13 protein-coding genes are annotated in these 13,658 nt (G+C 33.4%); 2 read left to right on the top strand and 11 right to left on the bottom strand.

Annotated features, from left to right (window positions below; genetic code table 11):
* Positions 1-82: 82 nt before the first annotated feature.
* The 6 genes from HM986_RS00530 to HM986_RS00555 all read right to left on the bottom strand — a co-directional run bounded on the left by HM986_RS00530 (position 83) and on the right by HM986_RS00555 (position 6,580).
* On the bottom strand, positions 83-1,246 hold the full coding sequence (locus tag HM986_RS00530; RefSeq protein WP_179333132.1) for a sigma-54-dependent transcriptional regulator: 1,164 nt from the start codon (positions 1,244-1,246) through the stop codon (positions 83-85).
* Positions 1,247-1,342: 96 nt separating this feature from the next.
* Positions 1,343-2,218 carry a mechanosensitive ion channel family protein gene (locus tag HM986_RS00535; protein WP_179333133.1) on the bottom strand — a complete coding sequence of 292 codons (876 nt, stop codon included), beginning with the start codon at positions 2,216-2,218 and terminating at the stop codon, positions 1,343-1,345.
* A 3-nt stretch (positions 2,219-2,221) separates the two neighbouring features.
* A complete protein-coding gene (locus HM986_RS00540; RefSeq protein ID WP_179333134.1) occupies positions 2,222-3,535 on the bottom strand; it encodes an ABC transporter permease in 1,314 nt (437 codons plus the stop codon).
* Complete coding sequence (locus tag HM986_RS00545) at positions 3,535-4,464, bottom strand: ABC transporter ATP-binding protein (protein WP_179333135.1); 930 nt, start codon at positions 4,462-4,464, stop codon at positions 3,535-3,537. The genes HM986_RS00540 and HM986_RS00545 overlap by 1 nt, the downstream gene beginning before the upstream one ends.
* Positions 4,465-4,842: 378 nt before the next feature.
* Positions 4,843-5,970, bottom strand: a complete 1,128-nt coding sequence (gene dnaJ, locus HM986_RS00550; protein WP_179333136.1) for a molecular chaperone DnaJ — start codon at positions 5,968-5,970, stop codon at positions 4,843-4,845.
* Positions 5,971-6,022: 52 nt separating this feature from the next.
* Positions 6,023-6,580 carry a nucleotide exchange factor GrpE gene (locus HM986_RS00555; protein WP_179333137.1) on the bottom strand — a complete coding sequence of 186 codons (558 nt, stop codon included), beginning with the start codon at positions 6,578-6,580 and terminating at the stop codon, positions 6,023-6,025.
* 148 nt (positions 6,581-6,728) lie between these two features.
* Between HM986_RS00555 and HM986_RS00560 the strand changes: the two genes are divergently transcribed.
* Positions 6,729-7,382 (top strand): YceI family protein, encoded by a 654-nt coding sequence (locus HM986_RS00560; RefSeq protein ID WP_179333138.1) that lies wholly within the window; start codon positions 6,729-6,731, stop codon positions 7,380-7,382.
* Positions 7,383-7,745: 363 nt separating this feature from the next.
* Here the strand turns inward: HM986_RS00560 and HM986_RS00565 are convergent, their stop codons facing one another.
* The 4 genes from HM986_RS00565 to HM986_RS00580 form a co-directional block, all read right to left on the bottom strand.
* Complete coding sequence (locus tag HM986_RS00565; protein WP_179333139.1) at positions 7,746-9,068, bottom strand: DUF5723 family protein; 1,323 nt, start codon at positions 9,066-9,068, stop codon at positions 7,746-7,748.
* A gap of 159 nt (positions 9,069-9,227) precedes the next feature.
* Positions 9,228-9,848: a response regulator transcription factor gene (locus HM986_RS00570; RefSeq protein ID WP_179333140.1), complete on the bottom strand. Its 621-nt coding sequence runs from the start codon at positions 9,846-9,848 to the stop codon at positions 9,228-9,230.
* Positions 9,845-11,713 (bottom strand): tetratricopeptide repeat-containing sensor histidine kinase, encoded by a 1,869-nt coding sequence (locus HM986_RS00575; RefSeq protein WP_179333141.1) that lies wholly within the window; start codon positions 11,711-11,713, stop codon positions 9,845-9,847. Before HM986_RS00575 ends, HM986_RS00570 begins: the two co-directional genes overlap by 4 nt.
* Before the next feature lie 187 nt (positions 11,714-11,900).
* Positions 11,901-12,086 carry a hypothetical protein gene (locus HM986_RS00580; protein ID WP_179333142.1) on the bottom strand — a complete coding sequence of 62 codons (186 nt, stop codon included), beginning with the start codon at positions 12,084-12,086 and terminating at the stop codon, positions 11,901-11,903.
* Positions 12,087-12,127: 41 nt separating this feature from the next.
* Here HM986_RS00580 and HM986_RS00585 point away from each other — a divergent pair, with 41 nt between their 5' ends.
* Complete coding sequence (locus HM986_RS00585; protein ID WP_179333143.1) at positions 12,128-12,514, top strand: pyrophosphohydrolase domain-containing protein; 387 nt, start codon at positions 12,128-12,130, stop codon at positions 12,512-12,514.
* Positions 12,515-12,581: 67 nt separating this feature from the next.
* On the opposite strand, the gene HM986_RS00590 is transcribed toward HM986_RS00585, so the two are convergent.
* A complete protein-coding gene (locus HM986_RS00590) occupies positions 12,582-13,649 on the bottom strand; it encodes a branched-chain amino acid aminotransferase (protein ID WP_179333144.1) in 1,068 nt (355 codons plus the stop codon).
* Between the last annotated feature and the right edge of the window lie 9 nt (positions 13,650-13,658).

Raw genomic sequence — 13,658 nt, forward strand, 5'->3', positions numbered from 1 at the left:
CGATTCCAAAAGGAACAATTTATAGAGAAAGTTTCATCGTAAAATAGTGTGTTAATTTTACTATTACGATGGAGATTAACTTTTATTTTGAAGCAAAAGCTTGAACATCACTTTCGCTTACTTCATTTCCTCCTAAAATAATAAGACGTTCTATTACATTGCGCAATTCTCGTATATTACCCGTCCAGTCATAATTCTGAAGCAATTTAATAGCTTTATCTGAAAATGACTTTTTAGCCGTTCCGTGCTCGTTAGAAATCTTTTCAGAAAAATAATTTATTAAAAGAGGAATATCTACGCGTCTATCATTTAAAGACGGGACTTCAATTAAAATCACGGCTAATCTGTGATACAAATCCTCTCTAAATTTGCCCTCTTCAATTTCTTTCTTAAGATTTTTGTTGGTCGCTGCAATTACTCTAACATTGACTTTTATATCTTTATCGCTTCCAACACGTTGAATGCGACTTTCTTGTAAGGCACGTAATACTTTGGCTTGAGCCGACAAACTCATGTCGCCAATTTCATCTAAGAATATGGTCCCACCATTGGCTGCTTCAAATTTCCCTGCTCTATCCTTTGCTGCAGAGGTAAAAGCACCTTTAACATGGCCGAATAATTCACTTTCAATTAATTCTGAAGGAATTGCAGCACAATTAACTTCAATCATTGGACCTTTAGAGCGTTCACTTTTTTGATGTAACCAATGTGCCACGAGCTCTTTTCCTGTTCCATTAGGTCCTGTGATTAATACACGAGCATCTGTTGGTGCCACCTTATCAATCATGTCTTTTATTCGTTCTACACCATCGCTCTCACCAATCATCTCGTAATTTTTGCTCACTTTTTTCTTAAGCATTTTATTCTCAACGACGAGTTCTTTTCTATCTAAAGCAATACGAACGGTATTTAAAAGTCTGTTCAAATCTGGTGGCTTAGAAATATAATCAAAAGCACCTAAACGCATGGTATTTACGGCTGTGTCTAAATCTCCATGACCAGAAATCATAACCATTGGTGTTTCTGGTTTAATCTTTTTAACGGCTTCTAATACTTCAACACCATCCATTTTTGGCATTTTGATATCACAAAGCACTAAATCGTAATCCTCTTTTTTTATTTTTTCAATTCCAACTAAACCATCTTCTGCTTCTTCTACTTGGTAGGTACTATTTTCCTCAGAAAGTATTTTAACCAACACCCGTCGTATAGCAGCTTCATCTTCGATTATTAATATTTTTGGCATAATTTATTTTTTTATTGAATATGATTTGAACACTTTAAACTACTACTAAAATTATGTTATAGCCCAACTTTGAAAGGTGTAAATCATAAACATATTTTATTTTTGTATAATATGTATATCGCGTTGCGGAAAAGGAATAGACACATTATGTTCTCTAAATAAACGATCGATTTCAAACCTAATTTCGCTCTTAGGAAACTGCGCTTTAAAACTATCTGCTAAGGTAAATGACACTTTAAAATCTAAAGAACTGTCCCCGAAATTAGTAAAAACAACTCCTGGTTCTGGATCCGAAAGCACACTCTTATTTGCATTTGCTGCCTGCAGCAATAACTTTTTAACCAACTGAACATCACTTCCGTAAGCGACACCAACCTCAACATTTTCACGAGTTGTCGTGCCATTTTGTGTCCAGTTATACAAGCTGTTTTCTAAATATAAATGATTAGGAATTATTAAAACCTTATTATCAATGGTTACTGCTCTTGTGGTTCGTAATTTAATTTCATCCACACGACCGACTTTGCCATCTATTTCTATAATATCCCCAACATGTACGGATTGGTCTATGAGTATAAATACTCCAGAAATAATATCTTGAAACAAAGTTTGCAGTGCTAAACCAATTCCAATTAAAAGTGCTGCAGAAGCGGCAAAAACAGCTGTTACATTTACACCTACGCTGTTCAACGTTATGAGGAGTATAATGATATATACAAGCCATCTAAAATAACCATAAACAACACCAAACTTACCCTTGTTCTCTTCAGGTACTTTTCGTGTCATAATTTTTAAAACTATTCTTAAGGCAATAGTAGTAACAAAAATGACTGTTATGATAATTAGAATATCAAAAATTGAAATGCTAATATCTTTACCAATATTAATGTGTAACCCTAGGAAATCGCTTAAAGTTTGCCAAGCACCGCTTTCTGTTATTTTGTCTTCTATTTCACTTAAATCCTGCGCCATCGTTTAATACTTTAACCATTTAAATAGTTCTTTGTATGTTGGTTTTTTTCCATACATTAAAATACCAACACGATATATTTTAGCTGCAAACCAAACAGCAAAAATGAATGTTCCTAGTAACAATAATAACGATAAGGCTTGCTGCCATAACGGAACCCCAAACGGAATTCGCATTAACATCACCACAGGAGACGTAAATGGAATAAACGAAAATACTGTTGAAATAGTACCGTGTGGATCTTCAATAACCGTAAACACTCCCACATAAACTGCCAAAATTAAAGGCATCAGAATTGGCAACATAAATTGTTGTGTATCCGTTTCATTATCTACTGCCGCACCAATCGCTGCATAAAGCGAACTATAGAGTAAATACCCTCCTATAAAGAAGAATAAAAAGGCTATAATAAGATTAGTTAAAGGTAAATTACTAATAGCTGTAATTAAGTTTTCTGCCATTGCTTGCGTGCCATCCGCTTGCATCGCTTGATTTATCATTTCTTGCTGTGGTGTTTGCACTTGTGTTAAATCAATACCAAAAATGGTAGAAACAACAACCAATAAAACACCACCTAAAATGACCCAAATTACAAATTGCGTAACACCAGCTAATGACGTTCCTATAATTTTCCCCATCATTAATTGAATGGGTTTTACGGATGAAATTATAACTTCAATAATTCTACTTGTTTTTTCCTCAATTACACTACGCATAATCATATTGCCATAGATTACGATAAACATAAATAATAAATAACCCGCAGCTCCACCAAATGCAAGCTTCACAACATTATCAATTTTAGAACTCTTTTCTCCATCAAAACTTTCTTGCGCTATTTCGATATCAGTTTGAGAAGCCTCTATTTGTGTTAAAGTAACACCATCTAATTCAAGTTTCTTTTCCTTTAATCGTTTTTCAATCTGACGTTCTAAACCAGAAATAACACTTAAAGACGGGGACTCTTCAGAGTAAAATTTCACATGACCAGACACATCATTTAAAGAACTTGCATTGCCAATATATAATAAACCGTAATCTTCTTTTTCTTTGACCAATGCAATGGCATCGTCTAAGCTTAATCCATTGAGATTTGTGTATGTTGTAAACTCAGTATTTTCAAATACGTCTTCCAAGTAACCTGTATCATCTAAAATAGAAATGGTACGTTCCTTATCGTTATTTAATTGCGATAAATAGGCCACCACTGCAAAAAGTGCAATCATTATTAACGGACTTAAAAACGTCATTACAATAAATGATTTGTTTTTCACTTTTGTAAGGTATTCACGTTTTATAATTAATGGTAAATGATTCATTATTGATTGTTTTTTACAGTTTGAATAAATATATCGCTAGCGGAAGGGATCACTTCTACAAAGTGATGCACCTGAGCTTTTGATGTTAAAAATGACAGTAAATCATTAGGTGATGTTTGTTCATTTATTTTAATATTCAACTTAATATCATCATTTAAATTTCTAAAAGTCGCAGGGAGCACTTCAAATTTATCTTGTATTTCAGAAATCACTTTTTCTCTATCTAATGACTCTAATCCGACTTCGAATGTGTTTGTTTTATACTGACGTTTTATATCGTTTAATTTTCCGTCTAATACTTTATTAGATTTATGAATTAAGGCGATATGATCACATAACTCCTCAACAGATTCCATTCGGTGTGTTGAAAAAATTACTGTAGCTCCTTCGTCTCTTAACTGCAAAATTTCATCTTTAATTAAATTAGCATTAATAGGGTCAAAACCAGAAAAAGGTTCATCAAAAATTAATAATTTTGGTTGATGAAGAACGGTTACAATAAATTGGATTTTTTGAGCTTGTCCTTTACTTAGTTCTTGGATTTTTTTATTCCACCAATCACCGATGTCTAATTTATCGAACCAATATTTCAATCTGGATTTTGCTTCTGTCTTACTTAAACCTTTTAATTGTGCTAAATACAAACATTGCTCACCCACCTTCATGGATTTATATAATCCGCGCTCTTCTGGTAAATAGCCGATATCTCTGATATGCTCTGGTTTTAGTGGTTGACCATCTAGTAACACAGAACCTTCATCTGGCATGGTAATTTGATTTATTATACGGATTAGGGTGGTTTTCCCCGCTCCATTTGGGCCAAGTAAGCCAAATATGCTACCTTTTGGCACAGCAATAGATACTTGATTTAGTGCTTTAAATTCTCCGAAATTTTTTGAAACGGAATTAGCAACTAATAAGTCGTTCATATTAAACTAAGTTTTTAAGATGTGGTTATTACGTAAATATATTAAATGTTATAGACTCTAAAATAAGAATATCTTACTATTTCGGTAATTATTGAATATTTCTTTAACTAGTATGAAATATGAGCTTCAGATTGAAAAAATCGTTAATAAATCTCAAGAATTTAATGGCGTATGAGAAGTTCGTAATTGTTTTATCTCATATTTGATTAGTACAACACAACATAAATAAAGCTCATTACTAAACTATTAGGACCTAAAAACAAAACCCACCCTTATGGTTAGACAAGGATGGGAAAAAATTGCTATGAAAAAGAAAAATTACCGCTAATTAGATTAGCGATAATTCAAATATACTATTTTTTATTAAATAGGCGACCTTTATGAAAACATATCTTTTACCTTTTCAAAAAAAGATTTATCCGAGCTTTCTGGTTTAGGTTCAAAATGCTCATCTTCTTTCATACTTTCAAAAAATGTTTTTTGCTTTTTACTTAAAGTCTTTGGTGTCCAGACGTTTACATGAACTAACAAATCACCTTTACCATAACCGTTGATACTAGGAATACCTTTACCTCGTAATCTTAAAATTTTACCAGATTGCACACCTGGTTCAATTTTTATTCTCACTTTACCTGTAACAGTATCTATTTCTTTAGAGTTACCCAAAACGGCATCTGGTAAACTTACATACATATCATAATGCAAGTTATCACCCTCACGTTTTAAAGTTGCGTGCTCTTCCTCTTGTATTGCAACTAACAAATCACCTGCAACACCATTACCTGGTGCGTCATTACCTTTTCCGGTAACTTTAAGTTGCATACCGTCTACTACACCTGCTGGAATTTTAACAGTAACTGTTTCATCAGAAACTTTTAAACCATGGGCATCTGCATCGGCTGGTTTTTTGTCAATAGTTTGTCCTGCCCCACCACAAGTCGGACAAGCCGCAGCTGTTTGCATTCTCCCCAAAATGGTGTTAGTAACTCTAGTGACTTGGCCAGCTCCATTACATGTACTACATGTTTTATAAGTTGTACCTGGCGCTTGTATTTTACGTTTTACTTTAATTTTCTTTTCAACTCCATTAGCCACATCTTCTAATGATAAAGTAACACGAATACGCAAATTGCTGCCTTTAACAACACGCTGCCTTCCGCCTCCACCAAAGCCACTGAATCCGCCTCCACCTCCGAAGCCTCCGCCTCCGAAGATATCACCAAATTGACTAAAAATGTCATCCATATTCATGCCGCCTCCGCCAAAGCCTCCGCCGCCACTGCCATCAAAGGCTTGGTGACCAAATTGGTCGTAACGTGCTTTTTTGTCAGCATTACTTAGAACCTCATATGCTTCTGCAGCCTTTTTAAACTTCTCTTCGGCACTTGTATCATCTGGATTTTTATCTGGATGATACTTTAATGCCATTTTACGATAAGCTTTTTTTATCTCAGCTTCAGTTGCTCCTTTACTTATTCCTAATATGTCGTAATAATCTTCTTTCATCAACTAATTAATTCTTGATTTTCGCAGAAATGTGCAAATTCGTATTTCAATATTATTGTCCGATTACCACTTTTGGGAAACGAATAACTTTCTCTCCTAATTTATAACCACGCTCAATAACATCAATGATTTTTCCTTTAAGGTCATCAGTTGGTGCCGGTATTTGCGTTACTGCTTCATGATTATCTGCATTAAAGACATCGCCTTGTCTTACCTCTATTACTGATAAGCCTTTTTGCTCTAATGTATTCTGTAATTTGTTATAAATTAACAAGACTCCTTTTCTTAACTCTTCTGCTTCTTTGTCATCTTCAATGTGTGACAAAGCACGTTCAAAATCATCTAAAATTGGCAACATTGCCATTACGACATCCTGACTTGCTGTTTTAAATAATTCGATACGTTCTTTAGTTGTTCGTTTTTTGTAGTTTTCAAACTCCGCAAACAAACGCATAAATTTATCTTTCTCAACAATCAATTGATCCTGTAACTGTTCTTCCGGAGATTTTAACTCCTCTTGTTGCGTTTCCACATCACCTTCTACTGTACTTGTTGCTTGATCCTCTACTTGTGAATCTTCAACCTTATTGTTTTTATCTTTTTTACTCATTTTGAGTTCTTTTTTTGCTTTCAATTAGATTGGCAAAAGTACTGCCATTATTATAAAAATGTCAAAATGTCATTAACATTTTTTTATCATACTTTAAATGCAGTATTTCATATCTTTGTGTTATCAACTCAAATAAAAAACACTTAATATGAAATTAAATTTTTTAAAATTTTTTGCGCTAGTTACTATAATTACATTTTCAAGTTGTGGTGATAAAGCTAAGGAAGCTGACACAACGAAAGCCAAAGATGCTGCGGTTGCTGCAACTAGCTCTATTAGCTACGTTGTAGACATAGACAAATCTATGATTGAATGGAAAGGTTTTAAACCAACAGGCACCCACAACGGTACAATTGCTCTTAGTGGAGGAAAGCTAAACATTAGTGATGGAGCGGTTAAGTATGGTAAATTTGCTATTGATATGGCTAGTATTGTTGTTAGCGATATTCCTGCTGAAGAAGAAGGAAATGCAAAATTAACAGGTCACCTAATGAGTGCCGATTTTTTTAATGTTGAATCGCACCCTAATGCAAAATTTGAAGTTACCGGAACGGAAACTACTGATGGAAAATCTATGCTTTCTGGTAATTTAACAATTAAAGAAACTACAAATAATATTAGTTTCCCTGTAACGGTCTCTATTAATGAAGATTCGATGACATTAACAAGTGAAGCGTTCACAATAGACCGTTCTAAGTGGAATATTAAGTATGGATCAAAATCATTTTTTGATGATTTAGGTGATAAATTCATCAATGATGATATGGAATTGAAAATTACCGTCACAGCGAATAAAGCATAAACCCAGATAATTTATTATGAAAAGCAGTCATTCTCGTGGCTGCTTTTTTTTGCTTTACAGTGAAAAAATTTTTAAACATACCATATTAAAGCATTCATCTAACAGCTCAAGATTGACTTAGTCAAACTAAAAAATCCCCATAACGGGGATTCTTAGTTAAAGTTGACATTTATAATTCCCTAAAACTATGTGTCGTCAACTTATATCATTAATTAATAGTTATTTCTTTATAGAAACGGTTTAAAGAATAAAAGCATTTCACCGTAACAATCTTTAATTAATAGCACTGTAAATCTACATCACGCTATAAATTAAAAAAATACCCAATAGCGGGTATTTTTAAGTTGTTAATGTCATCAAATATTATCTATACAATGGAATCTTTAATCCCACATAAACATCTGTAGTCTTAGAACTATCTGACAAAAGGTTTGTAAAAACAGATCCAGAACCTACAGTCAATGGGCCTAAACGGATACCACCGCCAAAAGACAAATCATCGTATTGCCTATAACTAAGTGGTGCATAAAAGCTAAACCATTTAGTTTCTAATCTTGGTGCTACAGTTACGGTATTTAGCGTTGCTGTACTTAATTCTGATCCTTTTTTTGCCATTGATAAATCTGCTTGTGCGCTTACAAACCATTTTTTTGTAAATCTATAATCTACAAGTATATGTAGTGCTGTGGGTAATTTTATTTTTGCTGTTTCATTGGTTTCTACACTTGGGTAGTTAGAATCCAAGAAGTCTTCTATATCCTCTTCAGTATCTGCCGTATTTACAATGGCATTTACATCGTAACGAGTCACTGTAGCGTTATCATAATTTATAGCACCAATATCTGTTACCGAAAGACCTATCTTTAACTTATAAGGATCCTTATAGGTCGGTAACTCATCATTCTCACGATCCGTGTACCACTGGTATGTAAAACCAAGATCTAATCCAAAACCAGAGGTGAGGTTACTAAAATCCATATCATCACCATCAAAATCTTCACTTGTACCATAATTTAATTGTCCTGAGGTTTCTAATGTTTCTGTGGATTGATCATAATTCCCTTCTAAACCCGGACTACTCATAAACAAACTACCTGCACCTAAAAGGTATTTTAAGGTCACGCCTCCTTTTAATACATGGTTGGGTTTCTCCATAAGTATTCTACCATATGCCACCCCTATCTCTGCCCAAGAATGTACGGTTCCGTTTAAGTGTTTAGAGTCAAATTCAAAATCTTCATCTGAATCAAAATCATCCTCAATAGCTTCAAAAAGCTCACCACTTATATTGTTTATATTAAAGTTTGCTCTTGCTCTAGTTACAATACCAATACTACTCTTATTAGTAAGGTTGAACATAAACGACGGAAGCACAATATCTGCGTTTAAAAAAAAGTTATTGGCGTTACTTGGGAATTTTTCAGCATCATCTTCAAAGTCAAAGGCTCCATCTGAATTCATAAGATCACTGACATTAATTCCGAAATAATCACTACCGCCAAAGACACTACCTGACACTAAGTTAATATCTGTTCTTAAACCAGAGCCTACAATACTCGACGGATTATAAATCACACCTTGAATACCAGAGTAATTATCGATAGAGTGGCCGACATAGCTTTGACCAAAGGAAAGGTTAAGAATTAAAAGAAAAAAAGCAAGGTTTAATAGTTTAGTATTTTTCATAATTAATTAAGGTTGGTTAATAGCGAAGTTAAAATTTTAAATGAGTTTTTTTCTAGATATAAAACCTTTTTCAAAGGTTAAAAATTAATTCTTAGGGTGACATCCCCAAAACTGGGTATATTTTCGCCTTTAACATTCACATTAAACAAACCTTTATGCCTAAAATTTATACTTCTTATCTAAGGCATAACGCATTAACTCACCTTTACCTTGAAGCCCTAAAATTCGTATCATGTTTTTACGATGCGTTTCAACCGTATGTGTACCTATAAAAAGTTCGTTTGCAATCTCACGAGATGTTTTACCTTTTGCTACTAAATTTAAAATTTCAACTTGCCGCTTAGTCAGAATGCTTTTAGCACTTTTATTAGTATCATTTTCTGCCTCTATTTCTATATTAGCATCAAAATAGGTATTACCATTATACACAGCTCTTATCGCTTTTAAGACTTCTTCCAAAGGTGAATTTTTCAACAAATAGCCCGAAGCCCCTGCAGCTAACATTTGTGTAATGGCATCTTTTTGATCGAACATTGTAAATCCCAATATTTTTGTTTTTGGGAATTCTTTTTTTATCTCCGTTGCTGCTGTAATACCATCCATTTTTGGCATTCTGATATCCGTAATTACCACACTTGGTTGCTTTAAACGTACCATATCTAAAAGCGCCTCCCCATCATTTGCTGTGCCTACAATTTTAATATCGTCTTCGTATTCTAAAAGTAATTTTATTCCATCAATAAAAGATTGATGGTCTTCTGCTATGGCTACTGTTATCATAATGGTAAATCTATTATTATTGTTGTTCCTTTATCTATCTCTGATTCAATTGTTAGTTTCCCATCTAAAGACTCCACGCGTCTATCGACACTTGTGATTCCCATTCCCGGCTTTACTTTTGATAGTTGTTTTGGATTAAAACCTATCCCATTATCTTCAATCATAATATTAAGATTATCAGAGTGATTAGTAATATGAATTATTCCTTGAGTTGCTTTAGCATGCTTAATAATATTAGTTACTAATTCTTGAATCATTCTAAAAATCGATATTTCTAATGAATTATCTAAACGCTGATCTAAGCCGAAGCTCTGCACTTCAATTTCTAATCCGTTTATGCCTGATGCATTTTTCGCTAATTTTTCTACCGCTGGCAGCAAACCATTTTTTGCTATTACCCCAGAGTTTTTTAGATGTGCCATAGAACGAATCTCAGCATAAGCATTTTCTAATAATGTGCTTATTTTTGTTGTTTGTTCCTCCGAATCTAAATGTTTATTTCTATGTTTTACGAAATACTCGAATTGTAATTTTGCAGCTGCCAATGTTGCACCGACACTATCGTGTAGCTCAGCAGCCAAACGTTGACGTTCTTTTTCTTGCCCTTCAATCATCGCATCAATGGTAGATAATTCTAACTCGTTGAGAATTTTTTCTTTTTCATCAATTTCATTTTGACGATCTTGCTCTGCCTTATATTGTTTCCGCTTTATATTTCTATACACCAAAACAGCGATAATTGAAATTACAGCTAAACTTCCACACCAAGCCAAAAACAGATTCATTTTCTCTTTTTGATGCGTCATCCCTGTTTTTAATGCCTCGTTTATATGAATAAGACTGTCTTTTGTTCGGTGGTTATCAATTTTTATTTTCTCTAACATTCTTACAGCACTAATATCATCTATAGTGGTTTTAGTATCCTGTCTTAAATTTTGATATTTTATAGTTAAATCAAAATCTCTTTTTCCCTTATAGGCTTCAAAAAGGAAAAAGTAGGCTCCATCAATCATTTCATGATTAGATAGCCGCTGACCATAATCGTGTAGTTTATTCGCCGTAATTATAATCTTGTCATAATCCTTTTGTTTAAAGTAGCTAGAACACAGCGTACGATAAGCATGAGCTAACGTATTAATATTTCCCATAGAATCGCCAATTTTAATAGCATTGTCTATAGTTCTTTTCGCTCGCTTATAGTCTTTTTTTTGAATATAGGAATCACTAATATTAATTAAAGCTAAAGCTTCATTCCGTTTGTTTTTAATCGCTTTAGACAGCTCTAAACTTTCTTGATAATAATCTAATGCTTTATCGGATTTATAACGCCAATTATAGATGTTTCCAATATTAACTAAAGATTGAGAAATTAAAATAGTATCATTTATTTCTTTACTAAGCGCTAATGATCTCTCGTAATATGCTTTTGCTTCATCGAGATTAAAGACTTTTCTATAAGAAACACCTAGGCCATTAATTGCTTTTGCTTGTCCTCTCTTATCATTTAGCTCCTCATAAAGCTTTAAGCTTAAACCAAAGTGCTTTGAAGCTCCTGTATTATCACCAAATATATGTTCTATTTCACCTAATAATATAAGTGCATTTGCTCGCTCTTTTTTTAATTGCTGCGCTTCTGTAAAGTCCATTAAACGTAAGGCCATAGCATAAGCACTGTCTGTTTTACTTTCAAAGTAGTTTTTATAAATAAAACCTCTGTATGCATTAGCTCTTGTAGTATCTGCTAGTTTCGTATTTTCCCAAATGACATACAGCGAATCTTGTTGCTTCTGACTATAACATGTTAAAGGCAATAGCATAAAAGATAATATAATTATAACATTTTTTGTCATGTATTTTACTTGCATAAAATCTCAAAAGTTTTAGAAATTTATAATCTCAAAATTACATTTTGAGGTAAAAAGATTTAACACGTCAAAGGTGCAAAGTAAAAGCACACTAAAACATACCTAATGAAAGGTATATTTCTAAAAATAAGTGATAAAATTTGAATTGTTAATTAATCTTGAGACAAAAAGACTAAAAAGCAGACGATTACATAAAAATATACTTAATTGATGCAATCATACCAATGAAACCTATAAAAGCAATGAGTACCCATACCGTACCTTTATAATGTTTTTTATGAAGTTGAAGATCCTTGCGATACTGATACGCAATAACAATTACAAAAGCAATAAAAAATAATATTCCAAAAATCAATTGACCAGTACTAAACATCTTCTTATTTTTATACAAAAATAAGGATTAAAACCACAACTATGCAAGACAAAATTAAAGCCGTAAAAGCGTTTCACACGGCTTTCAAAATAGGACATCGCGAAACACCAAAGGCAGACTTAGGTTTAGACAAAAACCTATTACGCTACGAGTTAATGCGAGAGGAAAATGAAGAATATTTAGAAGCTGCTAAGACTAATGATTTAGTGGAAGTTGCCGATGCTTTAGGAGATATGCTTTACATACTTTGTGGTACTATTATAGAACACGGAATGCAACATAAAATTGAAGAAGTATTTGAAGAAATCCAACGTAGTAATATGAGTAAATTAGGAGCCGACGGAGAACCGATCTATCGTGAAGATGGTAAAGTTTTAAAAGGTCCTAATTACTTTAAGCCACATATTAAGGCTATTTTAGAATCATAAAAAAAGCAGCCGTTCACTGAGCGTAGTCGAGGTGTGGCTGCTTTTTTATATATGTTATGTGATAGATTTATTTTACCTCATGTCTCCAACCATGAATATCATCAGAAACATTATACTGAATATTCAATAAGGTTTGTTTAAATAATTTAGCATAAGAATCTTCAGCACCAGAAATCTCAAACAACTCATCACGATGTTGAAATGCAGAAATCTCACTAATAACGGCAGCAGTACCTGCACCAAACACTTCTTTTAAGCTACCATCTTTTGCCGCATTTTTAATTTCTTCAACTTTTATCTGTCTAACTTCACAAGTAATTCCCAAATCATCTGCTAATTGAATAATACTTTTTCTAGTAATTCCATCTAAAATACGATCACTAACAGGTGCTGTTATTAACGTATCATTGACTCTAAAAAAGACATTCATAGTACCAGCTTCTTCTAGAAATGTATGTGAATCAGCATCAGTCCAAATAATTTGTTGAAAGCCTTCTTTTTGTGCTAAACTTGTAGGATAAAATTGAGCGGCATAATTACCTGCTGCTTTTGCGGCACCAACACCTCCATTTGCAGATCTACTAAATTGTTCTGCCACTAAAACACGCACAGGAGAATTATAATACGATTGCGCTGGTGAGCAAATAATCATAAAACGATACATACTTGCTGGAGACGCAGAAATTGCAGGTTCTGTTGCAATTACAAAAGGGCGTATGTACATAGAGTTTCCTATGCCTGGCTTAATCCAATCATTATCTAATTTTAACAACTCCTCTAACCCTTCAAAGAAATAATTCTCAGAAAACGCAGGCATAGCTAAACGTGCCGCAGATTTGTTAATACGTTCAAAATTCTGTTTAGGTCTAAAAAGAAAAACTTTACCTTCATCATCCTTGTAAGCTTTCATACCTTCAAAAACCGCCTGACCATAATGAAACACACGCGCAGAAGGATCAAACGTCATCGCTTGATAAGGCATAATTTTTGGAGCTTGCCACCTGCCATCCTCATAATCACAAACAAACATGTGGTCTGTAAAGACACGACCAAAGTCTAATTTACTAAAATCTACCGTTTCAATTTTAGAAGTTTTAGCAGTTTCAATGCTAATTTTATCTGTATGATTGGCCATAATTATATA

The organism is Winogradskyella costae (assembly GCF_013403865.1).
Lineage (GTDB): Bacteria > Bacteroidota > Bacteroidia > Flavobacteriales > Flavobacteriaceae > Winogradskyella > Winogradskyella costae.